15 protein-coding genes are annotated in these 16,827 nt (G+C 63.4%); 10 read left to right on the forward strand and 5 right to left on the reverse strand.

Translation table 11 applies throughout. The features are described 5' to 3' along the window. Positions 1–128 precede the first annotated feature (128 nt). Positions 129–2,189 carry a transketolase gene (tkt, locus tag EIC84_RS20230; protein WP_004340265.1) on the reverse strand — a complete coding sequence of 687 codons (2,061 nt, stop codon included), beginning with the start codon at positions 2,187–2,189 and terminating at the stop codon, positions 129–131. 153 nt (positions 2,190–2,342) lie between these two features. On the opposite strand from tkt, the gene EIC84_RS20235 reads away from it, so the two are divergent. The 6 genes from EIC84_RS20235 to pyk all read left to right on the forward strand — a co-directional run bounded on the left by EIC84_RS20235 (position 2,343) and on the right by pyk (position 9,132). After that, positions 2,343–3,110 carry a nucleotidyltransferase family protein gene (locus tag EIC84_RS20235; protein ID WP_004340268.1) on the forward strand — a complete coding sequence of 256 codons (768 nt, stop codon included), beginning with the start codon at positions 2,343–2,345 and terminating at the stop codon, positions 3,108–3,110. Positions 3,111–3,113: 3 nt separating this feature from the next. Beyond that, the gene (locus EIC84_RS20240; RefSeq protein WP_004340272.1) at positions 3,114–4,142 is read left to right on the forward strand and encodes a hypothetical protein; all 1,029 of its coding nucleotides are present in this window, start codon (positions 3,114–3,116) and stop codon (positions 4,140–4,142) included. A 172-nt stretch (positions 4,143–4,314) separates the two neighbouring features. Then, positions 4,315–5,142, forward strand: a complete 828-nt coding sequence (locus EIC84_RS20245; protein ID WP_004340277.1) for a sulfite exporter TauE/SafE family protein — start codon at positions 4,315–4,317, stop codon at positions 5,140–5,142. 31 nt (positions 5,143–5,173) lie between these two features. Continuing rightward, on the forward strand, positions 5,174–6,583 hold the full coding sequence (locus EIC84_RS20250) for an aminopeptidase P N-terminal domain-containing protein (protein WP_004340280.1): 1,410 nt from the start codon (positions 5,174–5,176) through the stop codon (positions 6,581–6,583). A 22-nt stretch (positions 6,584–6,605) separates the two neighbouring features. Continuing rightward, positions 6,606–7,385 carry a CPBP family intramembrane metalloprotease gene (locus EIC84_RS20255; RefSeq protein WP_004340283.1) on the forward strand — a complete coding sequence of 260 codons (780 nt, stop codon included), beginning with the start codon at positions 6,606–6,608 and terminating at the stop codon, positions 7,383–7,385. 310 nt (positions 7,386–7,695) lie between these two features. Continuing rightward, entirely contained in the window at positions 7,696–9,132 is a 1,437-nt protein-coding gene (pyk, locus tag EIC84_RS20260) for a pyruvate kinase (protein ID WP_004340286.1), read from the forward strand. 158 nt (positions 9,133–9,290) lie between these two features. Here pyk and EIC84_RS20265 read toward each other — a convergent pair whose 3' ends face one another. Genes EIC84_RS20265 through EIC84_RS20275 form a run of 3 tightly spaced genes read right to left on the reverse strand, consistent with a single transcriptional unit; the run spans position 9,291 to position 11,286 of the window. Beyond that, positions 9,291–9,866 (reverse strand): phosphatase PAP2 family protein, encoded by a 576-nt coding sequence (locus tag EIC84_RS20265; RefSeq protein WP_004340289.1) that lies wholly within the window; start codon positions 9,864–9,866, stop codon positions 9,291–9,293. A 26-nt stretch (positions 9,867–9,892) separates the two neighbouring features. After that, on the reverse strand, positions 9,893–10,648 hold the full coding sequence (locus EIC84_RS20270) for a phosphatase PAP2 family protein (RefSeq protein ID WP_004340291.1): 756 nt from the start codon (positions 10,646–10,648) through the stop codon (positions 9,893–9,895). 47 nt (positions 10,649–10,695) lie between these two features. Then, positions 10,696–11,286: a phosphatase PAP2 family protein gene (locus tag EIC84_RS20275; RefSeq protein WP_004340293.1), complete on the reverse strand. Its 591-nt coding sequence runs from the start codon at positions 11,284–11,286 to the stop codon at positions 10,696–10,698. Between the two features lie 155 nt (positions 11,287–11,441). Between EIC84_RS20275 and EIC84_RS20280 the strand changes: the two genes are divergently transcribed. From EIC84_RS20280 to EIC84_RS20295, 4 genes are all read left to right on the forward strand, one after another. Next, on the forward strand, positions 11,442–12,137 hold the full coding sequence (locus EIC84_RS20280; RefSeq protein ID WP_004340295.1) for a response regulator transcription factor: 696 nt from the start codon (positions 11,442–11,444) through the stop codon (positions 12,135–12,137). Between the two features lie 5 nt (positions 12,138–12,142). Next, positions 12,143–13,492: a two-component sensor histidine kinase gene (locus EIC84_RS20285; RefSeq protein ID WP_004340309.1), complete on the forward strand. Its 1,350-nt coding sequence runs from the start codon at positions 12,143–12,145 to the stop codon at positions 13,490–13,492. Positions 13,493–13,622: 130 nt separating this feature from the next. After that, positions 13,623–14,687, forward strand: a complete 1,065-nt coding sequence (fba, locus tag EIC84_RS20290) for a class II fructose-bisphosphate aldolase (protein ID WP_004340312.1) — start codon at positions 13,623–13,625, stop codon at positions 14,685–14,687. A gap of 213 nt (positions 14,688–14,900) precedes the next feature. Further along, positions 14,901–16,577 (forward strand): long-chain-fatty-acid--CoA ligase, encoded by a 1,677-nt coding sequence (locus EIC84_RS20295; protein WP_004340316.1) that lies wholly within the window; start codon positions 14,901–14,903, stop codon positions 16,575–16,577. Positions 16,578–16,596: 19 nt separating this feature from the next. On the opposite strand, the gene EIC84_RS20300 is transcribed toward EIC84_RS20295, so the two are convergent. Further along, the gene (locus EIC84_RS20300) at positions 16,597–16,815 is read right to left on the reverse strand and encodes a hypothetical protein (protein ID WP_131361298.1); all 219 of its coding nucleotides are present in this window, start codon (positions 16,813–16,815) and stop codon (positions 16,597–16,599) included. Positions 16,816–16,827 lie beyond the last annotated feature (12 nt).

Genomic DNA, 16,827 nt, shown 5'->3' on the forward strand with positions numbered 1-16,827 from the left:
ATAGTGAGTAATGAAAAACCGGAGCGGATTGTGCCCGGACTCGGCACCCTGGGCCTGGTCCGGATGGCTGAGGACTGCGGGTGAGCAAACTTCAGCCGGAAAAAAGGGGCACGAGGCCCCTTTTGCGCTTACTTGCCAGCGTTCTGCAGGGCGACCTGCACGGTGTCGGCCACATTCTCGGCGGTGAAGCCGAAGTGCTTGAACAGCACGCCTGCGGGAGCGGATTCGCCGTAGGTGTCGATACCGACCACGGCGGCGCAGCCGTACTTCCACCAGAAGTCGGTCACGCCCATTTCCACGGCGATGCGGGGCAGGCCGGCGGGCAGCACGGCCTTCTTGTACTTCACATCCTGCTTGTCGAAGGTCGTGGTGCTGGGCATGGAGACCACGCGCACGGCGATCTTGCGTTCGGCCAGCTGCTTCTGGGCAGCCAGAGCCAGCTGCACTTCGGAGCCGGTGGCGATGATCACGGCCTGGGCCTTCTTGCCCTTCAGGCCCACATCCTTGGGCTCGGAGAGCACATAGGCGCCGCAGGCGATGTTGTCCAGCGCGTCTTCGCTCTTGGGCGAGTAAGCCAGATTCTGGCGGCTCAGCAGCATGGCTGTGGGCTTGTTCTTCTGGCTCAGGGCCACGGTCCAGGCCACGGCGGTTTCCGTGGTGTCGGCGGGGCGCCACACGTCCAGACCGGGGATCAGGCGCAGGGAGGCTGCGTGCTCGATGGACTGGTGGGTGGGGCCGTCTTCGCCCAGGCCGATGGAGTCGTGCGTGAAGACGTGGATCACGCGCTGCTTCATCAGCGCGGCCATGCGGATGGCGTTGCGGCTGTAGTCGGAGAAGGTCAGGAAGGTGCCGCCGTAGGGGATGAAGCCGCCGTGCAGCGCCACACCGTTCATGATGGCGGCCATGCCGAACTCGCGCACACCGTAGTTGATGTGGCGGCCGATCTGGCCTTCTTCGGTCTTGACCACGGCACCCTTGTCGTCCACGCGGAAAGAGGGGGTGGACTTGGTGTTGGTCAGGTTGGAGCCGGTCAGGTCGGCAGAGCCGCCCAGCAGCTCGGGCAGAGCGGCTGTCAGGCCTTCCAGAGCCAGCTGGCTGGCCTTGCGGCTGGCCACGGTGGCACCGGCGTCATGGGCGTCGGAGGCGATCTTGGCGGCGATTTCACCGAAGTTGGCAGGCAGATCGCCAGCCATGCGGCGCGTGAACTCGGCGGCTTGCTCGGGGAAGGCAGCGGTGTAGGCAGCGAACTTTTCGTTCCAGGCAGCTTCGGCCTTGGTACCCAGATCCTTGGCGTTCCAGTCGGTGTAGACCTCGGCAGGGATCTCGAAGGGGCCATGAGTCCAGCCCAGAGCAGCGCGGGTCAGTGCGATTTCTTCGGCGCCCAGAGGTTCGCCGTGGGCCTTGGCCGTGTCCTGACGGTTGGGCGAGCCCTTGCCGATATGGGTCTTGCAGCAGATCAGCGTGGGCTTGTCGGCGCTCTTCTTGGCGGCGGCGATGGCCTTGTCCAGGGCGTCCACGTTGTGGCCGTCCACGGCGCGGATCACGTTCCAGCCGTAGGCTTCAAAGCGCTCGGGCGTGTTGTCGATGAACCAGGGGGTGACCTTGCCGTCGATGGAGATGCCGTTGTCGTCGTACAGGGCGATCAGCTTGTTCAGCTTCCAGGCACCCGCCAGGGCCGCAGCCTCGTGCGAGATGCCTTCCATCAGGCAGCCGTCGCCCAGGAACACGTAGGTGTGATGGTCCACGATCTCGTGCTGAACCTTGCCGTCCGTCTTGTTGAACTCGGCAGCCAGCAGCTTTTCAGCCAGTGCGAAGCCCACGGCATTGGTGATGCCCTGGCCCAGAGGGCCGGTGGTGGTTTCCACGCCGACAGTGATGCCCACTTCGGGGTGGCCGGCAGTCTTGCTGTGCAGCTGACGGAAGTTCTTCAGCTCTTCGATGGGCAGGTCGTAGCCGCTCAGGTGCAGCAGCGCATAGATCAGCATGGAGCCGTGACCGTTCGACAGAATGAAGCGGTCGCGATTGGCCCAGTGAGGGTTCACGGGGTTGTGCTGGAGGTGGCGGCTCCACAGCGCTACGGCCATGTCGGCCATGCCCATGGGGGCACCGGGGTGGCCGGAATTGGCTTGTTGAACGGCATCCATTGCGAGTGCACGGATTGCATTCGCCATATTTTGAGTGTTGGCCATCAGGGCGCTCCGAAAAGGAGGGGTAATTCTGCTAAGCCCATCATTTTAATGGAGGCCCAATTTTCGCAGGCGGGATGCGGGTCAATGCTCTACAGTGCAACCCCAGAAACAGGTGTCTTGCGCACCTCAAACCGTGTTGAAAAGCTGATTGCAATGACTGTAGAAAATGCTGCTTCCCTCCTGGTGCAACCCCCTGCAATGCTGCTGGCCGCAGGCCGGGGCGAGCGCATGCGGCCTCTGACCGATATCACGCCCAAGCCGTTGCTCAAGGTGCAGGGCGTTCCGCTGCTGCAGCTGCACCTGCAGGCGCTGCAGGCTGCGGGCGTGGCACGGGCCGTCATCAATACCGGCTGGCTGGGGGCGCAGATTCCCGCGTATTTCGGCGATGAATTCGTGCCGCAACCCGATGGGGGCGCGACCGCGAAGCTAGGGCTTTCCTATTCGGAGGAACCCGAGAAAGCCTTTGAAACCGCTGGCGGCATCAGCCGCGCCCTGCCTCAGTTGGGCCGGGTTTTCTGGCTGGCCGCAGGCGATGTCTATGCGCCGGATTTCTGCTTTGCGGTGCAGGATGCCCAGGCGTTTGCGCACAGCGATGAACTGGCCCATCTGTGGCTGGTGCCCAATCCTGCACACAATCCGCGTGGCGACTTTGGTCTGAGCGAGGACGGCAAGGCGCTGGATCTGTCTGCCGACGACGAACGCCCGCGTTATACCTACAGCACGATTGCGCTCTTGAAAGCCGAGCTGTTTGCAGCACCGTGGTTCGATGTGCAGCCCGGAAACCCCGAAGGCCTGCGCGCCCCGCTGGCCCCGCTGCTGCGCCGCGCCATGCAGGACGGCCGCGTGGGGGCCTCGCTCTACACCGGTCGCTGGGTCGATGTGGGCACGCCCGAGCGACTGGCCGAGCTGAATCAGGGCTGAGACATGAACGCACGCAGCATCGACTGGCAAGGCCCGCACATCGTCCACGCCTGCACTGCGCAGGCTGGCTGGGGCCAGTTGCTGCTGCTGACCGAGGACGGCGGCTTGCATGCGTTGAAGCTGCCAAGCGGCCGGAGCCAGCAACTGGCGCAGCTGGATTTGCCAGAGCCGACACCGCCTGCGCCGCACTGGCCGCATGGCTTCAAGGTGCATTGCGCGCTCAGTGGCGACTATGCGGTGATTGCAGATGATGGAGGCACATTTGGCGTGCTGGTGAATTTGCGTACGGGCGAGCGCGTCGTGCAACTTTTTGGGGGCGACTACCACCCCAGGACCGTGCCTTTTTCCATCGCATTTGTCCAGCACAAGGGCCGCGATGTGCTGATTCACCGCACGCAGTGGAACCGGCTCGATGCCATGGATTGCGCGACGGGCGAGAACCTGACCGAGCGCGATGGGCTGGCGTTCGAGCAGCCGCACTATCTGGATTATTTTCATGGCCGTCTTCTGCCCAGCCCTTCGCAGCAATGGCTGCTGGACGATGGCTGGGTTTGGGCACCCGTGGGCATTCCCGCCGTGTGGTCGCTGCCGGCCTGGCTGGATGGCAATCGCTGGGAATCCGAGGACGGCCCCTCGCGCAAGCGGCTGGCGCAGGGCGAGGGCTGGGACCAGCCCTGCGTGTGGCTGGATGACTCGCGCGTCGCGATCTGGAACGTCGGCAACTGGGATGACGATGGCTTTGGCGACTGCCTGCATGCGCCGGGCGTGGTGATCTTCGATATCCATGCGCCTGTGCCCGAGGAAGGCCATGCGGGCCAGCTCTGGCCCATGCCTGGCCTGCCGCCTGCCCGGCATCTGCACTGCGTGAGCGGTCGCTTGCTGGTGGTGGGCGAAGGGCAGGGCTGGCTATGGGATGTGCCAACCCGCGAGCTGCTTTGTCACTGGCCGGATTTCGCGCCCCAAGGCTGGCATGCGCAGCGTGGCGAGCTGATCGAGTGGTCGGCGCAGCAGATCAAAATACTTACCCCATGAATTACCTTGAAAACCATGGCAACAAAGAGCTAGAAGCTATGAGTTGAGGAGCTTCTCTGTGGATTGCACGAATGCTTGTCATGGCAAGCGTCTGCTATGCTTTTTAATTTTCTGACTGGCGCAACCGGATGCAAATCCACAGTTCCTCTTGTGGCCGTCATCGGGTGAGTGCATGCAAATCGTTTTCTTCATGGCTCTGGTGGGGCTGGCCGCGTTCTGCCAGAACCTCACGGGCTTCGCGTTCGGGCTGATCTTTGTCGGCGTGGCAGGGGCCACGGGCCTGATGAATATTGCCGATGCGGCCAATGTGGCCTGTCTGCTGTCCATCATCAACGGCATCAGCTATATGCGCGCCTACCGCTTCGAGCCGGACTGGGTCATGCTCAAGCCCATGCTCATCAGCAGCGTGCTGGGCGTGGTCGGCGGGGTGCTGCTGCTGCACTGGCTCAGCGGCAATACGCTCAACGGCCTGCGCATGCTGCTGGGCCTGGTGATCGTGCTGTGCGCCATGTTGCTGCTGATGCAGAAGAAGGCGCTGGACCAGCCCTCGGGCCCTGTCTCGATGTGGGTGGCCGGCGTGTCGTCGGGGCTGCTCGGCGGTTTGTTTGCCACGCCCGGCCCGCCCATGGTCTATCACCTCTACCGCCAGCCGCTGGATCGCATGCTGGTGCGCCATTGCCTGTTTGCCATGTTTGTCTCCTGCTCCTTGCTGCGCGCTGCCATGGTGGCTGTGGAGGGGCAACTGAACTGGGCGGTCATGGGCTGGACGGCACTGGCCTTTCCTGTCGTCACGGGCGTGACCTGGTGGAGTGCCAGACATCCGCCCGCCTGGCCCAAAAGGCTGGTGGAATGGCTGGTCTGCGGCCTGCTGATTCTGTCCGGGGCAAGCCTGCTCTGGTCGGGCTGGCGCGCGAGTCAGCCCGAGGCCCTGGTGCCCGGTGATGCGATGGCGCTGCTGGCCACCGGGATTCAGACCGACATAAGGGCAGGAGCGCAATAGCTGACATCCGCAGATGTAAGCTGATGTACAGATGCCCGGCCAGCATTACGATATGCCCATGACTTCTGTATATGCCCAACGCCGCGCACGCTTGGCCGCCCAGTTGGGCGACGGCGGTGTCGCCATCATCCCTACGGCTCCCGAGCTGCATCGCAACCGCGATACCGAGTATCTGTATCGCCACGACAGCTACTTCTACTACCTCACGGGCTTTTCCGAGCCCAATGCCTGCCTGGTGCTGACCAGCGACGGCAAGAGCGTGCTGTTCTGTCAGCCCAAGGATCTGGAGCGCGAGGTCTGGACCGGCTATCGCCTGGGCCCCGAGGCGGCCAAGACCAAGCTGGGCATGGCTCAGGCCTTCTCCAGCGATGAAATCAATTCCCGCCTGCCGCGCCTGCTGGAAAACCGTGAGCGCGTCTGGTTCCCCTTTGCCACCCACAAGGGCCTGGCCGAACAGGTCGAAGGCTGGCTCAGCCAGGTGCGCGCCCGCTCGCGTTTTGGCGTGCTCTGCCCCACACAGCAGGGCGATGCCTGTGCGCTGCTCGACGAGATGCGTCTGGTCAAGGACCTGCATGAGCAGGACATCATGCGCCGCGCCGCGCAGATCAGTGCCCAGGCCCATGTGCGTGCCATGCAGCGCTCGGCCCGCATGATCCGCAATGGCGAGGAGGTGCGCGAATACCATCTGGACGCCGAGCTGCTGCACGAATTCCGCCAGCATGGCTCGCAGTACGTGGCCTACGGCTCCATCGTGGCAGCCGGTGCCAATGCCTGCGTGCTGCACTATCAGGCCGACAAGGCTCCGGTGCGCGCGGGCGAGCTGGTGCTGATCGATTCGGGCTGTGAACTGGATGGTTATGCCAGTGACATCACGCGCACCTTCCCGGCCGACGGCAAGTTCAGCGGGGCGCAGCGTGCGCTGTACGACCTGGTGCTGGCCAGCCAGGAAGCGGCGATCGCCGTCACCAGGGCCGGCAATCGCTTCAACGACCCGCATGATGCCACCGTCGCTGTGCTGGCCCAGGGCATGCTGGACCTGGGACTGCTGGACCGTACCAAGTACGGTACGGCCGAGGATGTGATCGAGTCGCGTGCCTACTTCCAGTTCTACATGCACCGCACCGGCCACTGGCTGGGCATGGATGTGCATGACTGCGGCAGCTATGTGGAACCCAGCGAGCTGGGCGTGATCAGCGAGCGCAAGGACCCGATCTCGGGCGAAACCATTGCCAATCGCCCCAGCCGCATCCTGCGCCCCGGCATGGTCACGACGGTAGAGCCGGGCATCTATGTGCGTCCTGCACCCGGCGTGCCCGAGCAGTTCCACAACATCGGTATCCGCATCGAGGACGATGCCATCGTCACCGAGACCGGCTGCGAGCTCATCACCCGCGGCGTGCCGGTCAAGGCCGACGAGATCGAAGCGTTGATGCGTGACTGAGAGGCCTGAGCCAGGGTTCAACATGCCGCAGACCTTTGCCCACCTGTCTCATCGCGCTGCGGCCAGGCCACAGTCTGCCGCGCGCATGGGCATGCTGCTTTGGTTGCTGGGTCTGCCAGGCGTGGTGGCGCTGGCCTGGACGACGCCGCCGGCCTGGCTGGCCGCTCTGGCCAGTGGCGGCTCCGACATTGTGGTCGGCTGGGCCGCGACGGCGGGGTTGAGCGTCCTGCTGGCGCTGAGCGTGGGCCTCGGGGTCCGGCTGGGCCCGAGGCTGGGCTTGAGCGCACCATTGATTCATGCCGTGGCCGAGGGACGCATGCCATGGCGCGGCGTGCGCGTGCTGAGCCTGCCCGGCGTGGCGGGCGGCGTGATCGGTGCCGCCTGGCTGGTGACGTTGGCCGTGGTCTGGCCCGAAAGCATGTCTTTTGTGGACCCGGCCTACGGCCTGCCGCTATGGCCCAAGCTGCTCTACGGCGCGATTACCGAAGAGTTGCTATTGCGTCTTGGCATGCTGACCGGCGTGATGTGGATGTTGTGGAAGGCCTTCGGCAGCCCCAGGCAGCGCCCGGACTGGCGGCTGGGCTGGGCGGCGATTGCATTGGCTGCCTTGCTGTCCGGCTGCATTCCGGTATTTCTGGGCTGGACCGTGGTCGGCGAGTTGCCGGTGCCGGTCGTACTGCAGCTGTTGGTGTGTGAAAGCGTCTATGGGTTGCTGGCGGGCATCATGTTCTGGCGCTACGGACTCGAGGCCGCCATGCTCACGCATGTGGTGACCTATCTGCTCTCGCACGGGCTGATCTGAGGCCTGCACATTTGAACCTGCCGGGCAAAACTGTTTCGACGCGGTCTTTGATGCGCTGCAGCAGGCGCGCCGATTCGGGCGCGAGTTTCGCTCTTATGCTTCTGAATCAGTAGCTGCAAGCGATTGAAATATAAACATTTCATGCTTGATATGACCTGAGTTCGTTAATTGACATGCGTAGACAGCTACTGTTTTTGCGGCCCTTTGGCTGGCTTGTCGGGTGCGGCAGCAGCGTGCAAGATGCAGTCATGTAACCGCATTCGTGCCAGAATTGAAACCCGATTACATTCCATCGCGAGAGAGACATTTCATGCAAGTGAGTCGTGCTACCAAGATCGTCGCCACACTGGGCCCCGCTTCCAGCGATCCGCAACTGCTTGAACAAATGGTGCGCGAAGGCGTGAACGTCGTGCGCCTGAACTTCAGCCATGGCAAGGCGCAGGACCATATCGACCGTGCCACCATGGTGCGCGAGGCTGCCCAGCGTGCAGGCCGCGAAGTGGCCATCATGGCCGACCTGCAGGGTCCCAAGATCCGCGTCGGCAAGTTTGCCGAGGGCAAGGTCATGCTCGAGCCCGGCGAGCGCTTCGTGCTCGATGCATCGCGCACCGAACTGGGCGACATCAACGGCGTGGGCCTTGATTACAAGGAGCTGCCCCGTGACGTGAAGGCCGGCGATGTGCTGCTGCTCAACGACGGCCTGATCGTGCTGACCGTGGACGCGGTGCGCGGTGAAGAGGTACACACCGTCGTCAAGCTGGGTGGCGAGCTGTCCAACAACAAGGGCATCAACAAGCAAGGTGGCGGCCTGACGGCTCCCGCACTGACCGCCAAGGACATGGAAGACATCAAGACCGCGATGTCCTTCCAGGCCGACTACGTGGCCGTGAGCTTCCCCAAGAACGCCACCGACATGGAAATGGCGCGCCAGCTGTGCAATGTGGCCGCTGCCCAGTACGGCCACAAGCCCGGCCTGATCGCCAAGATCGAGCGTGCCGAGGCCATTCCGCGCCTGGAAGAGATTCTCAAGGTCTCCGACGGCATCATGGTTGCCCGTGGCGATCTGGCCGTGGAAGTGGGCAATGCCGCCGTGCCCGCGCTGCAAAAGAAGATGATCCGCATGGCGCGCGACATGGACAAGGTGGTGATCACCGCGACCCAGATGATGGAGTCCATGATCACCAACCCCGTGCCCACCCGTGCCGAAGTGAGCGACGTGGCCAATGCCGTGCTGGATGGCACCGATGCCGTGATGCTGAGCGCCGAAACCGCTGCCGGCAAGTACCCGCTGGAAACAGTGCGTGAAATGGCAGCCATCTGCGCCGCAGCGGAAGCGGCCGAAGACCGCGTCAAGGATGCCGACTTCAGCAACAGCCAGTTCAAGCGTACCGACCAGGCCATCGCCATCGGCGCGCTGTTCACCGCTCATCATCTGGGTGCCAAGGCCATCGTGGCGCTGACGGACTCCGGCTCGACCGCGCTGTGGATGAGCCGTCATCGCATCCATATTCCCATCTACGCTCTGACACCCAAGCTGGCCACGCAGCGCAAGATGGCGCTGTACCGCAACGTGCGCCCTCTGCTGATGGACACCAGCGCCGAGCGCGACATGGCGCTGGATCAGGCCAAGGGCCATTTGCTGGCCCGCGGCATCGTGCAGTCCGGCGATGTCTACGCCATCACCTGCGGCGAGCCCATGGGCCAGCCCGGTGGTACCAATATGCTCAAGATCTGCAGGGTGGAGTGAGCCCCTGGGCGGCTATGCCGCGTCCCCCCGAGGGGGGACGGCATCTTCGCTGCGAGGCGGCTCTTGCTCGATGCCTCTGACTTGAAGCATGCCTCATCAAAAAAGCTGCCAGCGCTTTATGCATAAGCGCTGGCAGCTTTCTTTTTTGATGGCGTGAATCAGCCGAGCTGGGGTTGCAGGCGGCGCTTGAGCTGTTGGTGACGACGGGCTTGTTTAATCTGCAGGGCGCTGCGCCAGACCAGCACGGCGCTGGCGGTACCGACCAGCATGCCGGCCAGAACGTCCGACGGGAAATGCACGCCCAGCACCACGCGGCTCAGTGCCACGCTGGTGGCGAGAAGCCATGCGACAACAACCAGCCAGCGCTGATGTCTGCCCACGCCCAGGTTGACGCCCTGAGCCAGGGCAAAGGCGCCGGCGGCGTGCATGCTGGGAAAGCTGGCGCTGGCACCATGTGATATCCACTGCATGCCCATGCCCAGTTGCGCCGGCCTGGGCATGGGAAAGCCCCAGCGAATCAGACGGCAGGTCACCCAGGCACATGCCATGGACAGCAAGGCCAGTTGCAGGCTGCGCCGCCAGCCCTTGCCAAGCGCCAGCATGGCGGCAATCACGGGCAGGGCGCACAGTCCGGGCAACCAGTTGGAGGCGAAGCGCGAGGCCTGAATCCACCACAGCGGGCTCTGGGTGTTGGCATTCAGAAAGTGAAATACGGGGGCATCGAAAAGCAGCATGAATGACCTTTGCGTGTGTGCTGGGCTCAGTCCTGGGCAAGCAGCTCGTCGGGAGAAAGGGCTGCATCCGCCGGTACCTGGTGCGCCAGGCGGCGGGTGGTCAGCAGATCGCAAAACCAGCTTGCCGTCCAGCACAGCCAGGCGGTCCACAGCGTGTGGCTCATGAAGTGGGCACCGCGCATCTGCTGCGCCAGGCCCAGGGCAAAACCCGCAAGCAGAGCCGCGGCAAGCCACAGGCGCGCTGCGCGCGGCAGGTCGTGGCGCAGCGCGAAGTAGCCGCTGATGAAGGCAAAGCCCGCCGAGGCGTGACCGGCCGGAAAGCAGTGGCCGCCGCCGCCATCTATGACACCCCAGGCCCAGTGCGAGACATAGTGGCCTACACCGCCGAAGTCGGCGAGGTCCCAGGGGCAACTGGTCACGCTGATGCGTTTCATCAGCGCCATGATGATGAGCGAGACCAGTGCGCCCACCACCAGTTGTATCCGGCGTGGGTAAGACACTTTTCGCATCCAGCCGATAGGCCACCAGATCATCAGGCTCAGCCCCATGACGATGGCCCAGGCCAGTTTGCGCGCACCTTCATGGGCAATGTTGACCATGAACCAGTCGTTCTGCAGGGCAAAGCCCTGGCTGCTGCCAAACCAGTGTGCCATGGGCATGTCCAGGCTGCTCATGTCCCAGGCCAGCACGCAGCTCAGGGCAATGACAGTCCAGCTCAGCAGGGCTGGAGCGGAGGCTTGGCGAAGAGGCGGGAGGGGGAGCGAGGGGGCGGACGACTTCATGGCCGCCACAATAGAAAGCGCTTCTTAACAAGCGCTTAAGAGCAGGCTCAGCCCTGGGCCGCCCATGCGCTGCGCAGGCGCTTGAGATGCGGCACGACGCGCAGATGACGGCGACGGCGCAGCTGGAAGGCAATATGCCAGACGATGAGTGCGCCGCTGATGCCTACCAGCGCGCCGGCCATCAGATCGGACGCAAAGTGCACCCCCAAATGGACGCGGCTCCAGGCGATGCCGATGGCGGCTATCCAGGCCAGCCAGACCAGCGGTTTGCGGTGGCGGGTTGCGCCCAGGCTGAGGGCCATCGCCAGGGCAAAGGCTCCGCTGGCATGCAGGCTGGGAAAGCCGGCACGTCCGCCATGCTGAATCCATAGCGTGCCCAGATTGAGCTGGAACGGGCGCGGAGCCGGGAAGCCCCAGCGTATGAGTCTGGCGATCAGCCAGGCCGTGGCCATGGACAGCAGCAGCATCAACATGGTGCGGCGTGTTGCCGGTGAGCCGAACACCAGGGCGATGAGGACAAGAATGCCGCTGAGATTGGGCAACCAGGCCGAGAGTGCACGTGCCAGCTGGATGCTGAACCAGTGCGTCTGGGCATCGGCATTGAACAGCGCAAACAGAAATGGATCGAAGAAGAACATGAAGGCGCTGCGGCAGATTGCGGCAATAAAAGGTGGCCGATGTTAAAGCGAAATGCTGGCTTGCGGATGTCAAGCCCATGCGCGATCAGGGGAGGTGGGTGTCGGCGTTGACCAGCCAGTTGAGCGGATGGCGAATTGCCGCGCACAATGCGTGCATGCGAATTCTGGTGGTCGAAGACAACGAAGGCATTGCAGCAGGGCTGCGAACCAATCTCATGCAGCGCGGCTATGCGGTGGACGTGTGCGCCAGCGTGGCCGAGGCCTGGCATGCCCTGAGTGCCGAGCGCTTCGATGCCGTGTTGCTGGACCTGGGTCTGCCCGACGGTGATGGCAGCGAGGTCGTGCGCCGCCTGCGCCTGCAGACAGGACGGCCCGGTGTGCCGCAACTGCCCGATCCGGCCACGCCGGTGCTGATCCTCACGGCACGCGATCAGGTGCAGGACCGGGTCGCGGGGCTCAATCTGGGGGCCGATGACTATCTGGTCAAACCCTTTGACATGGACGAGCTCGAGGCCCGCTTGCGCGCCATGATGCGCCGCGCGGCCGGTCAGGCATCGCCGGTGATCCGCCATGCGGATCTGGAGGTGGACCCGGCTGCCCGCACCATCCGGCAGGCGGGGCAGAAGGTGGAGGTTTCGCCGCGCGAATTTGCCGTGCTCTGGGCCTTGTTGCTGGCGCGCGGGCGGGTGCTGTCGCGCCCGCAAATCGAGGAGCATCTCTACAGCTGGGGCGATACGGTGGAGAGCAATGCTGTGGAGGTTTATGTCCACCATCTTCGCAAGAAGCTGGGCCAGAAGATCATTGTGACCATGCGCGGCGTGGGCTACTTCATGCCGCAGGAGCAGGAGTGAAGGCCATGCCGCAAACCGGCATGCGCCGCAGCTCGCTACAGCTGAATCTGCTGGCCTGGATGTTGGGCGCGCTGGCGCTGGTCTGGGGCAGCTTCGTCATCTGGGGCTACCAGACCGGAGTGCACGAGGCCGATGAACTGACCGACGGACACTTGGCAGGAGTGGCTGCGCTGACCTTGAACTGGCATGTGCAGGACGATGTGCCGGTCGGACAGACCACGGCTGTCCAGCCGCCTGCAGGCCTGCACGCCCACGACTATCAGGAGTCGCTGAGCGTGGTGCTCTGGAATGCGCAAGGACTGCTGATCTCGCGCACCGGACAGGCGCCTTTGCCGGATTTCGACATCGAGCAGGGCTTTGCCACGATTGGTGCGGATGAACGCAAGGCCTGGCGCAGTTATACCCAGTGGAGCCACGACAAAACCGCCAAGGTCACGGTGATGATCGACCTGGCCGAGCGCGACAGTCTGGCCGACGACATCGCCATGCAGATGATAGAGCCGGGTTTCTGGCTGCTGCCGGTGATCGTGATTGCGCTGGGTGTGGCCATGCGCCGAGGCATGCGTCCTCTCAATCAGCTCACGCAACGCGTGGAGGCGCTGGATCTGGGTCGTGACCAGCGCCTCTCCGATGCCCATGTGCCGCGCGAGCTCTCGCCCATGGTCAGCTCGATCAACACCTTGCTCGACCGCCAGCAGGAGGCATTGGAGCGCGAGCGCAATCTGGCCAATGAAGTGGCCCATGAGCTGCGCACGCCGCTGGCCTCCATCGCTTTGCAGGCCCAGGCGCTGAAGTCGGAGGGGCAGACCGATACCGCTGTCATGCAGGCCGCGCTGCAGCGCATCGGCCGGGACGCCCTGCATGCCGGCCATGTGCTCGATCAGTTGCTGACCCTGGCCCGGGCTGGACGCGGCATGCTGGATGCCCCTTTGCAGACCGTGAACTGGGCCGATGTGGTGCGCAATGTGGCGGCGGCGCAGGCCCAGCATGCCTGGCAGTGTGAAGACATGATCTCCGTGGAGGCCCCGCAGGAGCTGCCAGTGCGCGGCAATGCGCTGCTGCTCGATTCGGCACTGCGCAATCTGGTGGAAAACGCCGTGCGTCACACGCCGACAGGCACGCAGATCGAGGTGCAGGCCGGCCTTGACAGCGTCCAGGAACGGGCCTGGGTGCAGGTCTGCGATGACGGCCGACGTGATGCCGCACCGGACCATGTGCCGCCCGTGGACAGCCTGCATCTGGGCCATGAAATCGTCAGCCGTGTCATGCAGGCCCATGGCGGGCGCTTCATGGTGGCCGAGGCGCCGCAAGGCTTCACCACCTGCTATCGCATGGAATTACCGCTAGCCGGTTAAAATACCCGGTTACTAAGCGGTTACCGAAGCGTGGCCGCTGGTCTTTCCCCGGGCCACAGCTGTCGTGCGGCGCACTGCAGTGATTCATCGCCGGGGGCGTTGCCTCTCAAAACTTTGAACGGAACCCACCATGCCTTTGATCTCGATGCGCGAAATGCTGGACCATGCTGCTGAAAACGGCTATGGCATCCCCGCCTTCAACGTGAACAACCTGGAGCAGGTCCAGGCCGTGATGTCGGCGGCTGACGAAGTCGGCGCGCCCGTGATCCTGCAGGCCAGCGCCGGTGCCCGCAAGTACGCCGGTGAGCCCTTCATCAAGCACCTGATCCAGGCGGCTGCCGAGATGTATCCCCACATCCCCCTGGTGATGCACCAGGACCACGGCACCACGCCTGAAGTCTGCCAGGGCGCGCTGAACCTGGGCTTCGGCTCGGTGATGATGGACGGCTCGCTGATGAGCGACGGCAAGACCCCTTCGTCCTTCGACTACAACGTGGACGTGACTCAGAAGGTGGTGGCCATGGCCCACCAGATCGGCGCCACCGTGGAAGGCGAGCTGGGCTGCCTGGGCAACCTGGAAACCGGCGAAGCCGGCGAAGAAGACGGCATCGGTGCCGAGGGCAAGCTGGACCACAGCCAGATGCTGACCGACCCCGAAGAAGCCGCCGTGTTCGTCAAGGCCACCCAGCTGGACGCACTGGCGATCGCCATCGGCACCAGCCACGGCGCCTACAAGTTCAGCCGCAAGCCCACAGGCGACATCCTGGCGATCTCGCGCGTCAAGGAAATCCACGCCCGCATTCCCAACACCCATCTGGTGATGCATGGTTCCTCCTCCGTGCCCCAGGAGCTGCTGGCCATCATCAACCAGTACGGCGGCAAGATGAAGGAAACCTATGGCGTGCCCGTGGAAGAGATCCAGGAAGCCATCAAGTACGGCGTGCGCAAGATCAATATCGACACCGACATCCGTCTGGCGATGACCGGCGCCGTGCGCAAGTTCCTGGCCGAGAATCCCGACAAGTTCGACGCCCGCGAATGGCTCAAGCCTGCCCGCGAAGCGGCCAAGCAAGTCTGCAAGGCCCGCTACATCGAGTTCGGCTGCGAAGGCCAGGGCGCCAAGATCAAGGGCTATAGCCTGGAGCAAATGGCCAAGAAGTACGCCGCCGGCGATCTGGCCCAGCTGGTCAAGTAAACTCAGGTTTGATAGCTGTCAGCGCTTTACCAGTAAGCGCTGGAGGCTGGAAACACTCAAAGCCCGCGGCCTGGTGCCTGCGGGCTTTTTTCATGGGTTTTGACTTCTGTTACCAAGGTGACCCGGCTTGTTTCCTAGGGTTACTACAGTATCGAACGACCGTGCTTTTTATCACAATGGCCGGATCAGACGATAAGACACGGAGACAGAAGAATGAGTGACCGTCCTTGGCTGAATGCATATCCAGAGGGAGTTCCTGCGGACATCGATGCGTCGCAGTATCCATCGCTGGTGGCCTTGATGGAAGAGGCATTTGCCAAGCATGCCGACAAGGTGGCCTATTCCTTCATGGGCAAGGAGCTGACCTTCGCCCAGGTCGATGCGCAGAGCAAGCTCTTTGCCGCCTATCTGCAAAGCCTGGGGCTGCAGCGCGGCGACCGCGTGGCGCTGATGATGCCCAATATTCCCCAGTATCCGGTGGCCGTGGCCGGGGTGCTGCGTGCCGGCTATGTACTGGTCAACGTCAATCCGCTCTACACGGCGCGTGAGCTCGAGCATCAGCTCAAGGACTCGGGCGCCAAGGCCATCGTCATCATCGAGAACTTCGCCAAGACGCTGCAGGACGGCATGCATGGCAGCGCCGTGCAGCACATCGTGCTCTGTGCCATGGGCGACGAGCTGGGCCTTTTGAAGGGCATGCTGGTCAATTACGTGGTGCGCTCCGTCAAGAAGCTGGTGCCGCCCTTCAGTCTGCCCGGTGCCGTGCGCTTCAAGGACGCGCTGGCCAAGGGGCGTGGTGCGACCTTGAACGCACCGGTGCTCAAGGCAGACGACATGGCACTGCTGCAATACACGGGCGGCACCACGGGCGTGAGCAAGGGGGCCGTGCTGCTGCACAGGAACATCATTGCCAACGTGCTGCAGTCCGAAGCCTGGAACGAGCCGGCCATGAAGAAGGTGCCGGCAGGTGAGCAGCCCACCAGCATCTGCGCGCTGCCGCTCTATCACATCTTCGCGTTCACGGTGAACATGATGCTGGCCATGCGTACCGGCGGCAAGACCGTGCTGATCCCCAATCCGCGCGATCTCAAGGCCACGCTCAAGGAGCTGTCCAGGCACCGTTTCCACAGCTTTCCGGCCGTGAACACCTTGTTCAACGGACTGGCCAACCACCCCGACTTCGGCACCGTGGATTGGAGCCATCTCAAGGTCTCGGTGGGCGGCGGCATGGCCGTGCAGAGTGCCGTGGCCGAGCTGTGGCTCAAGAAGACCGGCTGCCCCATCTGCGAGGGTTACGGCCTCTCGGAGACCAGCCCCTCGGTGACCTGCAATCCGGTCACGGCCACGGCTTACTCGGGCACCATAGGTGTGCCCCTGCCCAGCACCTATGTGAAGCTGGTCGGCAGCGACGGCCAGGACGTGAGCGAGCCGGGTCTGCCCGGTGAAGTCGCCGTGCTGGGCCCGCAGGTCATGGCCGGTTACTGGCAGCGCCCCGACGAGACCGCCAAGGTCATGACGGCCGATGGCTACTTCCTCACCGGCGACATCGGCACCATGGACGAGCGCGGCTTTGTGAAGATCGTGGATCGCAAGAAAGACATGGTCATCGTCAGCGGCTTCAATGTCTACCCCAACGAGGTCGAGGACGTGGTCTCCAACTGCCCCGGCGTGCTGGAGTGCGCGGTGGTCGGCGTACCCGACGAAAAGTCCGGCGAGGCCATCAAGCTCGTCGTCGTCAAAAAAGATCCGGCATTGACGGAGCAGGCCATCCGCGACTACTGCCATGCCAATCTGACCGGCTACAAGCGTCCGCGCCACATCGTCTTTCGCACCGATCTGCCAAAGACTCCCGTGGGCAAGATCCTGCGCAGGGAGCTGCGCGACGCCTGAGAGTTTTTCATCTTGTCCTTCAAGGCGAGTTCACAGGAGCGCTTGGCGCTCCTTTTTTTATGCCTGTTTTCAGGCCCGTGCCTGTGTGGGCGGGGAAAAACGCCACACCGATACCTGTCTCCACCGCAGCAACAAGGAAATGTGCTTGTTGATATCGGGCAAGTCTTCTTATAATTGTTTCGCCAAATGAACCTGGTTTTATTAGTAAAACAAAAAGCAGGTCGCTTTTTGTGTTCACCAACGGTTTCAG

The organism is Comamonas sp. A23, assembly GCF_004522605.1.
GTDB classification, from domain to species: domain Bacteria; phylum Pseudomonadota; class Gammaproteobacteria; order Burkholderiales; family Burkholderiaceae_C; genus Comamonas; species Comamonas thiooxydans.

What these genes read in the sequence shown, in the direction of transcription:
- EIC84_RS20255 (WP_004340283.1), top strand. Translation starts at nt 6,606, where the DNA reads ATGCCGCAGACCTTTGCCCACCTGTCTCATCGCGCTGCGGCCAGGCCA.
- EIC84_RS20240 (WP_004340272.1), top strand. Translation starts at nt 3,114, where the DNA reads ATGAACGCACGCAGCATCGACTGGCAAGGCCCGCACATCGTCCACGCC.
- EIC84_RS20265 (WP_004340289.1), bottom strand. Translation starts at nt 9,866, where the DNA reads ATGCTGCTTTTCGATGCCCCCGTATTTCACTTTCTGAATGCCAACACC.
- fba (WP_004340312.1), top strand. Translation starts at nt 13,623, where the DNA reads ATGCCTTTGATCTCGATGCGCGAAATGCTGGACCATGCTGCTGAAAAC.
- EIC84_RS20295 (WP_004340316.1), top strand. Translation starts at nt 14,901, where the DNA reads ATGAGTGACCGTCCTTGGCTGAATGCATATCCAGAGGGAGTTCCTGCG.
- pyk (WP_004340286.1), top strand. Translation starts at nt 7,696, where the DNA reads ATGCAAGTGAGTCGTGCTACCAAGATCGTCGCCACACTGGGCCCCGCT.
- tkt (WP_004340265.1), bottom strand. Translation starts at nt 2,189, where the DNA reads ATGGCCAACACTCAAAATATGGCGAATGCAATCCGTGCACTCGCAATG.
- EIC84_RS20235 (WP_004340268.1), top strand. Translation starts at nt 2,343, where the DNA reads ATGACTGTAGAAAATGCTGCTTCCCTCCTGGTGCAACCCCCTGCAATG.
- EIC84_RS20245 (WP_004340277.1), top strand. Translation starts at nt 4,315, where the DNA reads ATGCAAATCGTTTTCTTCATGGCTCTGGTGGGGCTGGCCGCGTTCTGC.
- EIC84_RS20285 (WP_004340309.1), top strand. Translation starts at nt 12,143, where the DNA reads ATGCCGCAAACCGGCATGCGCCGCAGCTCGCTACAGCTGAATCTGCTG.
- EIC84_RS20275 (WP_004340293.1), bottom strand. Translation starts at nt 11,286, where the DNA reads ATGTTCTTCTTCGATCCATTTCTGTTTGCGCTGTTCAATGCCGATGCC.
- EIC84_RS20280 (WP_004340295.1), top strand. Translation starts at nt 11,442, where the DNA reads ATGCGAATTCTGGTGGTCGAAGACAACGAAGGCATTGCAGCAGGGCTG.
- EIC84_RS20250 (WP_004340280.1), top strand. Translation starts at nt 5,174, where the DNA reads ATGCCCGGCCAGCATTACGATATGCCCATGACTTCTGTATATGCCCAA.
- EIC84_RS20270 (WP_004340291.1), bottom strand. Translation starts at nt 10,648, where the DNA reads ATGAAGTCGTCCGCCCCCTCGCTCCCCCTCCCGCCTCTTCGCCAAGCC.